The following is a 15,760-nucleotide window of genomic DNA, read 5'->3' as shown; positions in this document are numbered from 1 at the left end:
TAGATATATACAGTAAGCACAGAGAGAAGCACACTGAACCGTGTGAATCTGCTGCCGCCTGCCGCTGATGAACTCACAAAGCGAGGTTAGAGATTATGACAACATTAAAGAATGCCTGGTTCATCGTGCGCAGCGATTTCCGCGGTGACAGGCTGAAGCTGCTGTGGGCGCTGCTGTTCGCCGTCGTATTCATAGGGTATATGGCCGCACTGGCCGGAATGGTATTCGATGATGCGATTGGCCAGGGTGAAGGGAAGCTGCTAAGTGATGTTTTGCTGGTCACCATTCTTTCCATACTTGGGATCGCCTTCTCACGGAGAAACATGAAATATTTGGCGGATGATACCTATACCCGGATGCTGGCATATATGCGTACACTTCCGGTACCTGCTGAGGTCATTCTCTGCAAAAGAAAGCTGAATATGCTGTTCGCCTTTATCCTGAACAGTACGCTGTACTTCGGTTTAATCTATGTGCTCAGCCCCAATATACGCAGTGAGCTGCCGGTCGCAGCGTACCTCGCCTTTGTCTTCACCTGGATCGGCTTCGGTCTGGTCATTGCCGGGCTGTTCATTTTTATCGAGCTCCTGTTTAGCGGCAAAGCCTACTTCATATTCATGACCATCTTTATGTTTTTGGCCTTAGGTGCTGCCGGACTGGTGAAGCTGGCCGGAGGCAATCTGCTGCTTGCAAGTGTGGCTGTCTCCAAGGAGTGGGGGCTGTTGTCTCCGCTGATGTGGGTTTCACTGCTGCTCGGCATTGTATCGGTGCAGCTGTTCTCCCGGTGGACGATTCACCGGCTGAAGAGCCGTGATCTCGTATGAAACGGGACAAAGCGTTAGTCCGGCATGCCGGAGCTTGGAAGGCAGGTGCGTATGATGTGGATACCCATACAGATAAATGAGAACAGCGCAGAGCCGCTGTATCATCAGATTGAAACCCAGCTGAAATCGTTGATTATCTCTGGCACGATCACGGAGGGAACCCTGCTTCCTTCCATCCGTGAATTTGCAGGTGACTTGAAGTGCAGTGTGATTACCGTCCGGCGGGTCTATCAGGATCTGGAGAATGAAGGGCTGCTGCGTACAAGACAGGGAACGGGCACCTTCGTCTCCCATGTAGGCGACGGAACCATGGCAGGCTATAAGCAGGACGCCATCCGCAAAGCGCTGGAGAGTGCAGTGGATGTGGGGCTGTCCGTACATTGCAGTGAAGATGAGCTGGCACAGCTGTTCAAGGAAATTGTGCAGGACAAATACAGGAAACAGGAATGAAGGACGGGGATCTCATGGTACAGCAAGCCATAGAACTACGGAATGTGTGCAAGAAGCGGAGGGGCAAGACGGTAGGGCCGCTTAATGTTAATCTGCCGCAGGGATACATTACTGCGCTGGTGGGCCAGAATGGCTCCGGCAAAAGCACGCTGCTGCACATGATGCTGCAGCTGACTTTTCCAGAGGAAGGCGAGCTCCGCTGGTTTGAGGAAGCCTACCGTGACGGGCTGCCGCTGCAGCTCCGCCAGACTATCGCTTATGTACCGGAGATCTCGCAGAATGAAGAGAATCTCTGGACAGCCAGTGAGGCTGCCGGATTCCGCCGACACTGGTATCCTGCCTGGGACCAAGGCTATTACGAGGAGCTGCTCCTGAAGCTGGAGGTGCCGGAGAATGCCAGGCTGGGCAAGATGTCCAAGGGTGAACGCCGCAAATTCGAGATTTCCGCGGCCCTGGCTGCGAAGCCCCGGCTGCTGCTGCTGGATGAGCCGTCTTCCGGCCTTGACCCTTTTGCCTGGAAGATTATGATTGAGACTCTGCAGCGGTATATGGATGAGCATGAGGCCACTATCGTGATCTCGACCCATATTGTGGAAGAGGTGCGGCGGCTGGCGGATTACATTGTCCTGATGCATCAGGGGCAGCTGCTGGGAATGGCCGAGAAAGACAGCTTGTTCGGCTCCTGGAGTGAAGTATGGGTTCAGGCAGAAGGCGGACAGGCGCTGGAAGAACTGGCAGCAGAGCTGCCGCAGGCGCTGGAGCTTAAGCTGGAAACTCCGGGAGTGGCTTCATTTTTGACCCAGCAAATCTTTCAATATGAGAAACGCATTCATAATTTGGGCGTAAAGGTTATCAAGAGCCGCAGCCTTGAGCTGGATGAAATCCTAAGCTTGTGGACCCGGGGACATCGTCCGGTTCTGATCGACCAGAAGAGAGGGGAATAACGAATGGAAGCTTTGCATTTGGAGCAGGTAGTGAAGCAGTACGGTGATAAAACAGCAGTCAACGGAATCAGTCTGAAGGTGGAACAAGGCGAAATTTACGGTCTGCTGGGTGCAAACGGCGCCGGCAAAACGACGACTATGCGCATGGTGCTGGGGTTGATCTATCCAGATGAAGGCAGTATCCTCTATAACGGCAAGCCGTATAGTACGGAGCTTCAGCATCTGATGGGTTATCTTCCAGAGGAGCGGGGGCTCTACCCGAAGGTCAAAGTAAGTGATCAGATTATCTATCTGGCCCGGCTTCGCGGCATGCCGGCAAGTGAGGCGGATAAGAGCCTGCGCTACTGGCTGGACCGGTTCGATGTTCCGGAATACTACAATAAGAAGATTGAAGAATTGTCCAAGGGCAATCAGCAGAAGATGGGCTTCGTTGCTGCCGTCGTCCATAAGCCGAAGATTCTGATTCTGGATGAAGCCTTCAGCGGCCTCGATCCGGTGAATGTGGAGCTGCTGAAGGATACGGTCCGGGAGATGCGTGATCAGGGCACAAGTATTCTTTTCTCCACCCACCGGATGGAGCATGTAGAAGAGCTATGCCGCAATATTACGATTCTTGACCGCTCTAACACTGTAGTGCAGGGGGATATCCGTGAGATCAAGAAGGGGTATCCGCGCGAAGAAGTCTTACTGCGTACGGCTGGAGAAGTGAACGGTCTGGCTGAGCTTACTGGAGTTACTAGAGTGGAGCGGCAGGAACGAGGGTATCTGCTGTCCATCAGCGAGATTGGGGCTGCCCAGCGCATTCTGCAGCTGGCAATGGCTCAAGGCGAGGTAGAGCATTTCGAGATTAAGGAACCGACGCTAAACCAAATCTTTATCAGAGCGGTGGGTGAATCTAATGAATAAGATGGGGAGTATTATAGGCTTCACATTCAAGAATAAGGTAAGAACCAAGTCCTTCATGATTACAACATTAATTCTGGTGCTCCTGCTGAGTATCGGGATGAATATTCCTTATTTGATCAAGGTGTTTAACGGAGAAGACGGCGCCAAGGAAGCTACCCACATCGGCGTGGTTGCCGAGCAGGGCTTCCGGCCTGCCGAACTGCTTCTGGCGTATACACCACCGGCTGAAACAGATGCTCAAGTCGAATTCACAGCTTATACCTCCGCAGATGATGCAGCGCTGAAGCAAGGGCTGGAGGACGAGAAAGTTGAGGGGTATCTCACCTTTGCTTCAGAAGGCAGTGAGGGGGTACCGCCGGTAACGTATCATAGCAAAGACGGGGATATCAGCGACAAAGTGCAGAGTTATCTTCAAACTGCTTTGCAGCAGGTGAATACCGGACTTATTGTTGGCGATAAGCTGACGGAGAGCCAGGTAGCCGCGATATTCGCTCCGGTCTCCATTGGCACTGAACAGCTGAATGCCGATGCAGCAGCGTCCGGTGCAGAAGAAGGGGATGCCAAGCCGGTCATTAACTATGTTGTCGTCTACGTCCTGCTGATGCTGTTCTTCATGTCCGTGATGATGACAGGCAACATGATCGCCGCTGAGATTACCTCGGAGAAAAGCTCGCGTATCATGGAGATTCTGATCACCAGCGCATCACCCTTAACACAGATGTTCGGCAAGGTCATCGGGATCTTCCTCGTCGGCCTGCTGCAGATCGCCATTATATCTGCCAGCATCGCTGTCAACCTGATGCTTCCGCACAATTCCAGTATACTGACTGACTTTAATCTGGATCTGGGACAGCTGAATGCCGGCATTCTGGTGTATGGATTTATCCTGTATATCCTGGGTTACTTCCTGTATGCCCTGATGTATGCAGCTGTAGGTTCGATTGTCAGCCGGACAGAAGATCTGGGGCAGGCGATTATGCCTGTGCTGATGCTCGGCTTCGTCAGCTTCTACCTGCCGCTGTTCAGCATCTCGAACCCGGATACCCTGCTGGTTAAGGTAGCAAGCTTCGTTCCATTCACCTCTTCACTCAGCTTGCTGCTGCGGATCGGCGTTGGCCATGTGGCCGTTTGGGAGATCATAGTCTCGCTGGCCATCCTGCTGGCAACGACCTTCGTCTTCGGCTGGCTCGCCGCCAAGATTTATCGCACCGGCGTCCTGATGTACGGCAAGCGTCCTAGTATTAAGGAGATTAGAAAAGCGATGAAGGCTTATAAGATCTAAGGAGCGGGAACTAATGGATAAAAAACACCAACAAAACGCCGGATTACTATTTGCAGCTTCTTTTCTTTCCCTAACAGCGGCCCGAATGCTCGATTCTAACGGAAGTAACCTGATGGATTTCACGCAAGGGATGCTAACGGGTATAGGCATTGTGGGTATGGTGGTGACCATCATAGCCTTTGGCAGATATCAGAAGCGCAGCCAGTAAAAATAGATCAAGGCCCATTCGCCGGAGGAGGCGGGTGGGCTTTTTCTACGTATGCAGACAGTGAGCTTGGTGGGCTCTATCCTTCTTTTTTACATTTTACAATTAAGAAGTTTATGAAAGGTTTGTTTTTCATATTCTTACCGGGCTCATCTATTTCTGAACTCTCGACCAGGCCATAATTGGCAAAGTCCTGTTGAATGGAGTCAGCATCATAAAAAAACATTTTCACTCGGTCCATGATCTCGAAATAGTCTGTATCCAGTTGGACACCCTTACCGTACATTGGAGCTTTTTTGGATACCGTTGTAAAGACCATATATCCACCCGGCTTCAGCTGATTATAACAATCCTGAATGAACTTCTCCCGCTCACGCTGATCCAATAAGTGAATCAGGGCATAGCAGAATATACCGTCATAGAGCTTGTTATCAAATGGCATATCGGTTACCGAGCCGTGAAAAATATTCATATCCAGCCCGCTCTGCCTCGCCAGGTCAATCGCTGTTTGCGAAATTTCAATACCAGTAACTTCTATTCCATTGTCCATAAAAACCTTTGCATTTCTGCCATATCCAATGCCGGGAACCAGGATGTCTTTAACATTCTTTTCAAGGAAAAAATCCTTGGTTAGGATGGCCGAGTCAGAAGGTTCAAATCCCCACATCGTTTGTTTTTCTATGAAGCTTGCTTCCCAAAACTCCGTCATAAGCCGATCTCCTTAATTCACAAAATGGTTATTACAGATACATTATATCTATAATAAAACTAATTTACAATGTTATTGTTAATCCTCGTATCTAAACAGATAGACTTATGTGAAGCGGGCGGATATTATAGATAACTCGGAAACTAAGGCGATAGATGAAATGAAGGATCTGTAAATAAACACTGATGAATATGAAGTGATGGTGGACAGGTCCTGGGATAACGGGAGTGATGATTCCGCTGTCTATTCAATAATTAAAATGGATGGGGTATGGAAGGTGGATGACCGGTATTGATGAGGAGAAGCAAGAAGACAAATAAGGCGATGCGTTATTTACTTGAAAATGTGCCACCTTCAATCCATGTAGCCTTGGAGAGAGCGAGTCCTAATTTTACGGAATGGGATCATTGTATTTTGATAGATACCACGGAACTTGGAACTTTAAAAACAGTCAAAGAAACAATATACCTAGACAGAACTGAATTAGAAGCATCTATTAACCATGTGCATCTAAGTGATTTTGCAAGTGGCATGAAAATAATGGATCAGTGGACACGGAAACTGCAAGAGGACTATAGCGGCAAGCAATTTATTATCATACTGAGCTGTCAGCCCGACGGAGGAGATGTGGTTGTAAGATTCTATCAGTATAGAAAAGATGACCCGGAATGGGTGGCGCTAGATAATCTTGAAGGCTATAAGGAAGAAGCAATACTTGTTATCGGGCTTATGAATAATGCTGTTCTATAGAGTGATCACAAATCACCCCAAACTGGTTAAACCCCCGCAGATAGTGTACCTTAGTAATATTAGTAACTCAACTTTCGCACCTGGAATATTGTCATAAACCGTTGAGGGCGTAAGAAGGATTCAATATATTGGTCTCTATTGACAAAAAACACCTTCTTGTTTGGTATCATGGAAGTGTCGAATCAACCATGCCAACAAGAAAGGTGCGTAACACTATGGTACAACAACATTCCCTGTCTGAACAGTCTCGCTTTTCCAAACTTTTTGCTTCGCTCCACATCGGGAAAGCCTTACGGCACGCAGGCATTTCCAAATCCTTTGGTCTTTCGAGTCTAGCGGTTTTTCAAATCGTTTTCTCTTTGGTCTTCGAAGGAAAGAACTGGTTTCGACTTCTGGAAAGTGACCGTAGAGCAGATCTTCCCGGCAAAGATGTCATCTATCGATTTTTGAATCAAGCTTCTTTTGCGTGGCGGCGCTTTTTGCAAACCTTAAGTCTTCGCACCGTGCAGGGTTTCGAATCGCTTATTTCATCTACGCGTGTACGAGTGTTCATCATCGACGATTCCGTTTTGAGCCGAAACCGGAGCAAAAAAGCAGAGTTACTGGCACGAGTCTTTGACCATTCCACGGGCAAATTTACCAAAGGTTACACCATGCTAACCCTGGGCTGGTCGGACGGTTTTAGCTTCGCTCCGCTTGACTTTGCCATGCTGTCTTCAGCTAAACTGGCCAATTGGTTGTGCGAAATGGCTTCGAATCTCTCGAAACGCAGCAACGGGTACAAACGTCGAATGGAGGCCTTTTCTCGGAAGCCGGATGCCGTTGTTGCCTTGCTGGAACGGGCTTTACGTGCAGGATTCACCGCCGATTACGTACTCATGGATAGCTGGTTTACGCAAGCTCCACTGCTTCGTCAGCTCACAGGCAAAGGCTTCGCTGTGATTGGTATGGTCAAGGAAATGAAACAGCGCTATCTGGTTCAAGGCAAGCGAATGACGCTAAGTGAAGTTTTTCAAAGCCTTCCGAAGTCCAATTCAAAAGACATCAAAGGCTCCGTCATCGTACACACGACCTGTGATCTGCCCGTGAAGCTTGTTTTTGTCCGTAACCGGAATAAAAAACGGGAATGGCTGGCGATTTTAAGTACAGACGTAACGTTGGATGCTGCTGAAATTGTACGAATCTACGGTATGCGCTGGAGTATAGAGACCTTTTTCAAAGTCACCAAAAGCTATTTGAAACTGGGTACCGAATTTCAAGGCCGTTCCTTCGACCAATTGATCAGTCACACAACGATTGTGTTCAGCCGTTATTTGGCAATGGAATACGAACGGCGTCAATCGAGTGATGACCGGACACTGGGAGGACTCTTTTTCCTCTTTGCAGATGAAGTTCGCGATCTGGACTTCCAGACCGCGCTTCAGCAACTCATGAGTTTATTTCTCGAAATGTCAGAGGCCAAAACCAAGAAGAACAAAACAGCTGTTTTTTGTCAACTACAAGATTGGATCTCTAGTTTACCCAGCTATATCAAGGGTTTGTTTGGAGATTTGGGCTGCGAAAGTTGAGTTAATTATTATTTTTCTTCTTTAAAATGAATAAGATGGGGAGAAATACAATAATGCCAGAGATGAATAAAATTAATGGAAGGTTATTAGAGGTGTCCTCAGATTTAGTGAAACCAACTTGACTTGACCCCATCTGAATTACTCCTTCTTCATTAGGTGTAGCAGCCCGTTCTTCTTTAATATTTTTTATTTTTTCATCAAAAGTTGATTTTGATATAGTATTATTTTCAGTGGATTTTTGAAAATTAGAGTTATCACTATTTAAATCTAATATACGCTCCCCTGTTTCTCCCTCAATATATAAAGCATCTATACCATATCTAGTGTCACTAACAAGTTTAACATTTTCTCCTTTTATAAGAGCAGATTCAGCCGCTATTAAAGATTGCTCAAAATTCACTTTATTAGTGATATTAAAGATCTGCCACGAACCTGAATCATTATTTGAATAAATTGTTCCAGCATCTCGATCATTTATTTTTATTGAAAATAAATAGCCTGCAAATACTAAATCACTTTTATTCGCATCATCAGATATTTTGTAGTAAGCAACCCCCGAACTTAATTGTGCGTTTTCAAAATTTTCTTCCTCTTGAAGCCCATATTCTGATTTCACTGAATTTAAAGAATCGAGATACTTTTGTTTGAATTCATTTTCTATACTAGCTTTAATTTCATTATTGGGAGTCATTTCAAAAGAGTCAGCAAATATGAAGTTATTTAAGTTAAATAGCAAAAGATTGAAGATAATATAAAAAGAAAAAACCATTTTCTTTTTCATTAATTAAACCTCCTTGATTTTATTTAATTACATTCTTTTGTAGAAAGACTCAACTGGTAATGAATTTATTATAGAGTATTCTAAATGCATAAAAATAAGAACGAAATGGATGTTTTGTTGTTTTGAGAAGAATTAAGAATTTAATTTATATAAACTGCAGTTAAAGTATTACCCCAATACCAATTGCTATTATATGAAAAACTACTATAGGACATGGTATTATAAGATCCATTAAAAGGATCAATGTAATATACTGTTTGTGTTGAATTACTCGTATCTTGGTAATATCCTCTGATGAGTAATGCATGTCCACCTCCACCATGATAGCCAATTGCAGCGTTCATATTCATATTTCTATCAATATTGTAAATAATATCTCCAAAAGAAATTGTTGTGAGCAATGCAGTCGAAGATACATTCCAGTTGGCTAATGCATTTTTCATATCGGTAACAGTACCTGTCTGGTCAACTGGAGATCCATAAATGTAGGTAACAATTTGCGATTGTGTCGGTGTAGCACCAAGATAATTACCAAGCATACTTGAAACTGCTGCCCAGCACCATAAAGTTTTTTGTTGAACTTGTGCTGTCACAGAGTTGTATCTGTAATTAATATAAGCAGAAGCGCTAGATGCAAATAACGAGAGAGAAAGTAATAAACACGGCAAGACTAATAATAGTTTTCTTTTACGAGACATTTTTTCCCCACCTTTATTTTAGTGTAAAAATATAGCTATATAAAATGATCTAAAGAAATACCCAAATTAACCTTCATGTCCAAAATCGGGTAATAAAAAGTAAGACGATTTGAAAAGGACGTGAAGGAAATGCAAGTTCAGACAGAAATTGAAGCAGTGGAACAAGCGATGAAACAGACAACAGATAAGCGAATGTACGAGCGTTTTCTTGCAGTTCGCCTTCGATTGGAAGGACAGACCCTTGAACAAATATCAAAGACTCTTCATCGTACGCGAAAAACTATAGGTGGCTATCTGCATAAATATCGGGATGGTGGACTGGATGCATTGGCGATGGAGCATTCACCGGGTAAACCTCCAAAACTGACGAAAACACAGACGGACCAACTCACCAAAGTGCTTACCAACAAACGTCCGGCTGACGTTGGATTTGATGCGAAATACACATGGACCTTGAAACTTGTTATTGGCTATATTGAGCGTGAATTCGATCAAACTTTTAGCGAGCGTGGTCTATCTTTGCTTTTGCATCGACTTGGATTCAGTTACACGAAAGCAACGTATACCTTGACGGCTGCGAATCCAGAAGAGCAACAAAGGTTTCGGGAGAAGACCGCAATCACTTTAAAAAAAAGCTCATGGACGGACAAATCGCCCATTTGCTCTTTGAAGATGAATCCATGATTCGAGCCTACCAATCCCTGCAGTACAATTGGTTTCCTCGGGGGCAACAACGAAAGATTAAAACCTATGGCAAGCATGAGGGCGCGAAGCTCTTTGGAACACTGGATTATGCAACGGGTAAAGTGTTTTACCAAGAAAGCGAATCATACGATGCAAAGGCGTTCGAACACTTCTTGAACTCACTTCTCACCGAATATCCTACCGGGCAAATCGTTATGGTACTGGACAATGGTCGTATTCATAAAGCAGCTTCCATTGAACGTTTTCTACAGGATGAACAATGGCTAGAGTTTGTGTTTTTGCCCAAATATTCTCCTAATCTCAATCCCATTGAGGGACTCTGGAAATGGTTAAAAAGTGATGTCATCCACAACGTTTTTTACGATAAAACATACAAAATTCGAACCGCTGTCAGCAGTTTTATGAAACGCATAAACCAGAATCCAATGGAAGTGATTGATCGATTGTGTATAAATGTGTAATTCTTTAATTCAATTTATATAGTTAGATTTGATGGAGTTAGTTGGGAGGAAATTGAACAAGATACACTTCAATTCCCTCATTACGAGGATAGCAACGGACAGATTTTTTTAGATAGGTTATTTGAGCGTCATTTAAAGTCAATAAACCGTGAAATTGCTGCTATCAAATGGCTTGATAATCAAGTGATTAGCGAAGCGTTACTTATTAAATTAATATCAAAAATCGGTTTGAATAAACTGAAGATCCGAGATTTAATAAGTGACAATGGAATAAATGGATTAAAAGTCCATGATTTAATATATCAATGCATTTCTCTAAAAGCTAGTCATATAGATTATTCGGATTATTTTGAATCACAGTTTATTGCTTTTTTTAAAGAGCATTTAATAAAAAAAGATTACTTTTATTTTAGAACATTGCATCTTCATAAAGAAAAATTAATTAATATGACCAAAAAATATCCGGATGAGTTTGCCTTAATTTATGTTTCACTTGAACATTTAGAATTAGAAGCTCTAGTAGAAACACTTGAAAAAATCAATATTCACAAGTTTCTTGGTTCAGAATACAATTTCAATCAAGAGGATTACTTTCAAATATTAGCTTTTATTGATTGCATTGAATATATTCATAGGCTTAGAAAATGGAGAAGTACTGATGAAGGTATTAAATTTGCTGAAGAACAGTTACCTTTCCTAGAACAATTGATGGGAATTAAAGGGTTGAGTAATGAAGTTAAATATGAACTAATGCACCATAGAGGAAAGTTTTATGTTTTTGTCAAAGATACTGATAAAGCAGAGGAATATTTTCGTCAAGTAATTGAAAATGTCCCCAAACCATTTCATAGTAAATTGCAATTGTTAAAAATAACTTATACTACAAAGACTGAAGAAGCAAAAGAACATTTAATAGACATCTTTAAATCCTTTGATGAAAATCGTCAGCAGGTAAGTATATCCATTGTACTTGCGGCTTTTAATGAACTTAAAAAAACTGAGTTTAAAGAAGTTATTGACGAATATTTATTTAACGGAACTCTTTTTGAAGAAGCGATATCTATGTCTTCTATTTGGGGATTCACGCAACCGTATCAAGTTATCACTGAGATTGGCAAGACAATATCTTACCATGATCCGACAAGATTTATTAAGATTATGGAGATGATACCAGAACCTTCTGAAGAGTCATCTACTGATTATATGTTGTTTTTATCAGGCCAATTATACAAGGAGCTTGGCAAATGTTATAGGCAAGTCGAAGGTTTGAATTCTGAGAAAGGCCAAAGTGCGTTTGAATCATCAAAAATATTCTTTGAAAAAATGTTCAAAACAAATAGCTTTCAAAAGACCCAGATTTGCGAGTTGTACCAATTATTAGCGTTACCTTCACTTGCAATAAGTAAATTAGAAGAGGTACCAATTAAAGATAGAGACAATAGCTTTTGGCACCATCGATACTCTCTGTCATTATATGATCTATCTGATTTAGGTAATGCTCTATTAGAGATTAATACTGCAATTGATATAATTAAAAAATCTGAAGAACGGTTCAGAACTACTTTTCTTAATCACAAAGCTCAAGTATTAACTGCACTTGGTGATCAAACTAATGCACTAGCGATTTATCAAGAAGCGTTAAAATTCTGTACAAGTGATAAGTTTAGAAATTCAATTGAAACAGCTATAGGAAACTTATCTGGAACTCCAGAAAAATAATTAACTTCAACTTCTATGTAGATTGAACTTGAAAATATACAAAAAGGGAAAAGTGGTGTAAGGGGATTTTGGAACTGTAGGAGCGGAAGCGTCCGCCTTTGTCTGCGGATTTCCACCGCGAACAGCGGTACGAATAAAAGAAATCTGTAGATAACAGCGGCCGGAAGTCCAAACATTCTCTGGAGTCACGGCCCATCCCTAAATAGTGAAATCACAAGTTCAATCTATATAGTTGACTATTTTAACGAATTGACCAATTAGTGTTGAAATACAAAAAAATATATCGCAGTATGAGGAAATTATAGTTAAGGTCGGTGTATATAATGGAAATTAACCAAGAAATTGACTTGCATTCACCCTATGTCTATATAGACTGGAATGTAGTCAAGTATATAAAAAATCCGAGAGCAAACAAGCTAGCTTTAGATATGGAGTTCGGAGAGATTGTTCGTAAAATAAGTAAAAAAAAATATAGGCTCCCTTTTAGCCTCGCGCATATTAATGATAGAATAAACCGATTTAAACCTGAATATGAAATGGAAGTTCAAGGAGATTTGGAGTTTCTCGAGAAAATTACTGACGGTTGGGTGATTGGTTGGAGCGAAGAGTTAAGCCGCATAATACTTTCAAAGATATCACCAGTCAGATTATTTAAACAAGAAATACTTAAACAAGCAGATAACAATGAGAAGAACACTCTAAACCAATTACTCACTAATTTTTTTTCATCTGTAGATTCATACAAAAATCTACGTGATAGGGTAATGGAATTTGTTAAAGAAAGCACAGATCGGAATAATATGGAGTATAGTTACCTGCTTAAATATATGTCGCCTATTCTTGATTTATTAGATGTTTCTGATATAGAAAAATTGAAAGCAGGATGGAAGGATGCTGTTATTCAATGGTCTAAAATGAATTCAAAGGAACCGTTACCTATTGGATTGTTGCTCAGCAATGGCTACATGCTGCTAGACTTTCACCCTTTGTTTAAAGAAGGCATTACTGAAAAAAATACATTAGATAACATTCTTCGAGATGAGAATCATGCATTCTGGGGTATGGGTGCAGAATATTTTATTTCTGAAGATAAAAAAACATTGAAAAAAATTAAGTTCTTATATGATGCATTTGAAATTAAAACAAAGGTTTTATCTATGAGCCAATTCGTCGCAGTTTTTAGTTAGTGGATTGAAAATGAATTAAGATGTCTAACATATTGATTTAATGGTGTAAGATGCTTATTTTAAGCATAGAATAATGCCTTCTGAATAAATCTGATTTATACATGATAAAAACACGCCTTATCTGATTTCAAGTTGTCGATAGTCTGATTTGGGTATTAAAAAAGCATCCTTTTCGGCGTCTTTTTGTCCGATCTATAATGGCTGCTCACAGTCCAAAGATAAACAAAGTACTACTTACCTTTTGGGGAGTGTTTAGAATGGATAAAAAGAAACAGGAATTCGTGATGATGGTATTCTCGGGTCTGATGCTCATTATGCTAAGTCTGATAACCCCGTCTAACGGATCTGAAGTGCGTATATATTTTAAGGGATTCATGACAGGGGGCGGGATCATCGTATTGGCGCTGGCCGTCTCGATGTTCCTTAAGAATAAGGGATTTAAGAGCATGAAATAATTTGTGGATATAGGCAAGGCTGCTTGCTTTCGCTCAGGAGCTGATCTCGTCGCTGGGCGGAATCCTCAAGCTGAATGTAACGATTATGGTCTCCGGTCAGGCCGGAGCACTCAGCCAAGTGCCCGAACTGCTGGAGCAGGCAAGGCAGGCGATGCGGTACCGGAATCTATCCGAGGCGCATCAGGTCTCGTTTGTTTTTCTATGAAGCTTGTTTCCCAAAACTCCGTCATAGCCCGGTCTCCTTTAATTTCACTAAATAGTTATTACAGACATATTATATCCACGATAAAACTGATTTGCAATGTTATTGTTAATCCTCGTATCTAAACAGATAGACTTATGTGAAGCGGGGGATAGGATGTTATTAATTAGTTGCATGTAAGTGATTTAGCGAATCAACCGGATTGGGCTTATGAATAATGCTGTTCTATAGAGTGATCACAACCCCCCCCAAACTGGTTAAAACCCCGCAGATAGTGTACCTTAGTAATATTAGTAATTAGGAGTGGTGATTTTTCGTGAAAAAAAGTAGACAAACCCCCGTGCTGGTCGCGGTCTCCATCCTGCTGATCATTATCAGCAGTCTGATCCCGTCGGACAAATCAACCTGGCTGGGAGCACTGCAGACCATCTTGCTGGGCGTCGGGCTGCTCGGATGCTGCATGGCTTTTTGGCGGTTCGCTAAGGGCGGCAAGGGCAAGCGCTGATTTCTGGAATGGAGCAGACAGCATAGGCAAGAACAGGGTATGGGTTGGTTAGTGAATTCAATACAAGTGTTAGTGTTTTAAGCGCTGGCACGAGAGCAAATAGAGAGCCGTGGCGGAAGCTGCGGCTTTTCGTTATTGTCAGGCAAATGTACATTGCCAAAGGCGTGCATGTGTATAAGTTGGGAGCTTCAGTGAGCGTAACCTGGAGCCTTAAGGGAATGAGAACTTATTAGCTTGCCGTCAGCGGAATTCTCCCATACGTAGTGCTACGCGGACTGAGAGGACCTTATTTTGTGAAAAAGCCTGCTTTTTTGCTCGTTGCGGACTCAGGAGCGCTTATATTGTTCGATGGAGCTCAAAATGAGGCGAAACGGGTTAGTTAAGGTCCTCTGAGTCCGCATGGATCGCTGAATGGCCTGACCGGACGAAATAACGGATCTACAGTCCGCATAGATCGCAGCAGCCTGCCTGAGTCTATTGGTGCAGGCCCCAGCAGCTTTCCCTATCCCGCCGACGGACGCGGGACAGCTGGCCGCGCAGCAGCCATATGTTCGCGAATCTCTCTGAGCTGCGCTTTCAGCTCAGGAACGCTTCGCTGCAGGATGAGGCTGATCTCGGGCAGCGGCAGCTGGATGCCGTACCATAAGGCGCTGGCAATCTGATCCTCCCAGGTGAGCAAGGCAGAAGAGCAGCGGCCGCGGTCTTGAGCAACCAGCGAGCATTGCCGGATGCATTCCCTGTAGGCGGCAAGGGAGAAGTCCGATTGGATGCTACCCTTTAGCCAAGGCTCAAAGAGTGCCGCGAATGTGGCAGTTGTGGCTTGATCGGCGCGGGTGCCCTTCTCCAGCAGAAGACAGCTAAGTGCATATACGGTTCCGCTGTATTGCTCAATATAGCCGGTGAATCCGGCAGCGGCAGCTGCCTTGGTCGATAATGGGTCTGGCATGTGGACACGTTCCTTCCTGAATGTGGGCGATTTTATTGTTTGGATATATAGCTGATTGGTTTGCCGAAATGCTGATCCGCCGGAATAAGTGCGCAAAAAACCGCAGACAGAGGAGGACCTCTGCTGCGGTTTTGTTACAGGCGTAAGAAGCCTGGGGCAAAATCGTGGCGGATCAAGATCTCTCTCTTTACGCTTACGGGGTTAGCTGTCGGATTCGGACGGTGAGAGTCGCCCTACCTTTTGAGACTGCGCAATTGAAGTCTCCTTCGGATTCACCCCAAGTAGGCCTGCGGCCTGATGGTTCCCCCGTTTTCCGCTTGGCGGAAATTCAGCGTGCATTCACATTATCGCTGTTAACTTTCAACACGAATCATACCCTTTTAGGATTGTCTTTGTAAAAATGGAAAAGAGTGCTTCTGCGCCGGATTTGCAATAAATTGCTGCTTCGCAAGGAATATTGGAG

17 protein-coding genes and 1 riboswitch are annotated in these 15,760 nt (G+C 43.4%); of the genes, 13 read left to right on the top strand and 4 right to left on the bottom strand.

Translation table 11 applies throughout. From position 1 onward, the window contains the following. Positions 1 to 95 precede the first annotated feature (95 nt). The 6 genes from MKZ24_RS01865 to MKZ24_RS01840 are packed head-to-tail and all read left to right on the top strand — an operon-like array spanning position 96 to position 4,614. The gene (locus MKZ24_RS01865; RefSeq protein WP_340781129.1) at positions 96 to 824 is read left to right on the top strand and encodes a hypothetical protein; all 729 of its coding nucleotides are present in this window, start codon (positions 96 to 98) and stop codon (positions 822 to 824) included. 54 nt (positions 825 to 878) lie between these two features. Then, on the top strand, positions 879 to 1,274 hold the full coding sequence (locus tag MKZ24_RS01860) for a GntR family transcriptional regulator (RefSeq protein ID WP_340790028.1): 396 nt from the start codon (positions 879 to 881) through the stop codon (positions 1,272 to 1,274). Between the two features lie 14 nt (positions 1,275 to 1,288). Next, positions 1,289 to 2,218, top strand: a complete 930-nt coding sequence (locus MKZ24_RS01855) for an ABC transporter ATP-binding protein (RefSeq protein WP_340781128.1) — start codon at positions 1,289 to 1,291, stop codon at positions 2,216 to 2,218. Positions 2,219 to 2,221: 3 nt separating this feature from the next. Then, positions 2,222 to 3,124 (top strand): ABC transporter ATP-binding protein, encoded by a 903-nt coding sequence (locus MKZ24_RS01850; RefSeq protein ID WP_340781127.1) that lies wholly within the window; start codon positions 2,222 to 2,224, stop codon positions 3,122 to 3,124. After that, positions 3,117 to 4,406, top strand: a complete 1,290-nt coding sequence (locus MKZ24_RS01845) for an ABC transporter permease (protein WP_340781125.1) — start codon at positions 3,117 to 3,119, stop codon at positions 4,404 to 4,406. Before MKZ24_RS01850 ends, MKZ24_RS01845 begins: the two co-directional genes overlap by 8 nt. Positions 4,407 to 4,419: 13 nt before the next feature. After that, positions 4,420 to 4,614 carry a hypothetical protein gene (locus tag MKZ24_RS01840; RefSeq protein WP_042232235.1) on the top strand — a complete coding sequence of 65 codons (195 nt, stop codon included), beginning with the start codon at positions 4,420 to 4,422 and terminating at the stop codon, positions 4,612 to 4,614. Between the two features lie 76 nt (positions 4,615 to 4,690). Here MKZ24_RS01840 and MKZ24_RS01835 read toward each other — a convergent pair whose 3' ends face one another. Next, the gene (locus tag MKZ24_RS01835) at positions 4,691 to 5,320 is read right to left on the bottom strand and encodes a class I SAM-dependent methyltransferase (RefSeq protein ID WP_042232237.1); all 630 of its coding nucleotides are present in this window, start codon (positions 5,318 to 5,320) and stop codon (positions 4,691 to 4,693) included. A 294-nt stretch (positions 5,321 to 5,614) separates the two neighbouring features. On the opposite strand from MKZ24_RS01835, the gene MKZ24_RS01830 reads away from it, so the two are divergent. After that, entirely contained in the window at positions 5,615 to 6,070 is a 456-nt protein-coding gene (locus tag MKZ24_RS01830; protein ID WP_197073027.1) for a hypothetical protein, read from the top strand. A gap of 215 nt (positions 6,071 to 6,285) precedes the next feature. Then, the gene (locus MKZ24_RS01825; RefSeq protein ID WP_042241427.1) at positions 6,286 to 7,638 is read left to right on the top strand and encodes an IS4 family transposase; all 1,353 of its coding nucleotides are present in this window, start codon (positions 6,286 to 6,288) and stop codon (positions 7,636 to 7,638) included. Between the two features lies 1 nt (position 7,639). Here MKZ24_RS01825 and MKZ24_RS01820 read toward each other — a convergent pair whose 3' ends face one another. Both MKZ24_RS01820 and MKZ24_RS01815 read right to left on the bottom strand, forming a co-directional pair. Further along, positions 7,640 to 8,419, bottom strand: coding sequence for a hypothetical protein (locus MKZ24_RS01820; protein ID WP_042232241.1), 780 nt, complete (start codon positions 8,417 to 8,419; stop codon positions 7,640 to 7,642). Between the two features lie 140 nt (positions 8,420 to 8,559). Then, entirely contained in the window at positions 8,560 to 9,117 is a 558-nt protein-coding gene (locus MKZ24_RS01815; RefSeq protein WP_081956353.1) for a papain-like cysteine protease family protein, read from the bottom strand. Between the two features lie 129 nt (positions 9,118 to 9,246). Here MKZ24_RS01815 and MKZ24_RS01810 point away from each other — a divergent pair. The 5 genes from MKZ24_RS01810 (at position 9,247) to MKZ24_RS01790 (ending at position 14,351) form a co-directional block, all read left to right on the top strand. Beyond that, positions 9,247 to 10,283 (top strand): IS630 family transposase gene (locus tag MKZ24_RS01810; RefSeq protein ID WP_340781123.1). Its coding sequence is split into 2 segments (ribosomal slippage): positions 9,247 to 9,744 and positions 9,747 to 10,283, totalling 1,035 coding nucleotides; the frame shifts between segments, so codons are not numbered across the junction. A 183-nt stretch (positions 10,284 to 10,466) separates the two neighbouring features. Beyond that, positions 10,467 to 12,002 (top strand): tetratricopeptide repeat protein, encoded by a 1,536-nt coding sequence (locus MKZ24_RS01805; protein WP_042232247.1) that lies wholly within the window; start codon positions 10,467 to 10,469, stop codon positions 12,000 to 12,002. A gap of 323 nt (positions 12,003 to 12,325) precedes the next feature. Beyond that, positions 12,326 to 13,189: a hypothetical protein gene (locus MKZ24_RS01800; RefSeq protein ID WP_042232251.1), complete on the top strand. Its 864-nt coding sequence runs from the start codon at positions 12,326 to 12,328 to the stop codon at positions 13,187 to 13,189. A 257-nt stretch (positions 13,190 to 13,446) separates the two neighbouring features. After that, positions 13,447 to 13,644 carry a hypothetical protein gene (locus MKZ24_RS01795; protein WP_042232253.1) on the top strand — a complete coding sequence of 66 codons (198 nt, stop codon included), beginning with the start codon at positions 13,447 to 13,449 and terminating at the stop codon, positions 13,642 to 13,644. Between the two features lie 518 nt (positions 13,645 to 14,162). Further along, on the top strand, positions 14,163 to 14,351 hold the full coding sequence (locus MKZ24_RS01790; protein ID WP_042210345.1) for a hypothetical protein: 189 nt from the start codon (positions 14,163 to 14,165) through the stop codon (positions 14,349 to 14,351). A gap of 502 nt (positions 14,352 to 14,853) precedes the next feature. Here MKZ24_RS01790 and MKZ24_RS01785 read toward each other — a convergent pair. Next, positions 14,854 to 15,297, bottom strand: coding sequence for a hypothetical protein (locus MKZ24_RS01785; RefSeq protein ID WP_042232257.1), 444 nt, complete (start codon positions 15,295 to 15,297; stop codon positions 14,854 to 14,856). A gap of 176 nt (positions 15,298 to 15,473) precedes the next feature. Then, positions 15,474 to 15,641: riboswitch (cyclic di-AMP (ydaO/yuaA leader) on the bottom strand. Between the last annotated feature and the right edge of the window lie 119 nt (positions 15,642 to 15,760).

It is taken from the genome of Paenibacillus sp. FSL R7-0297 (genome assembly GCF_038009025.1).
In the GTDB taxonomy this organism is placed as follows: Bacteria; Bacillota; Bacilli; order Paenibacillales; family Paenibacillaceae; genus Paenibacillus_AQ.
This window is presented reverse-complemented; position numbering and strand designations above follow the sequence as displayed.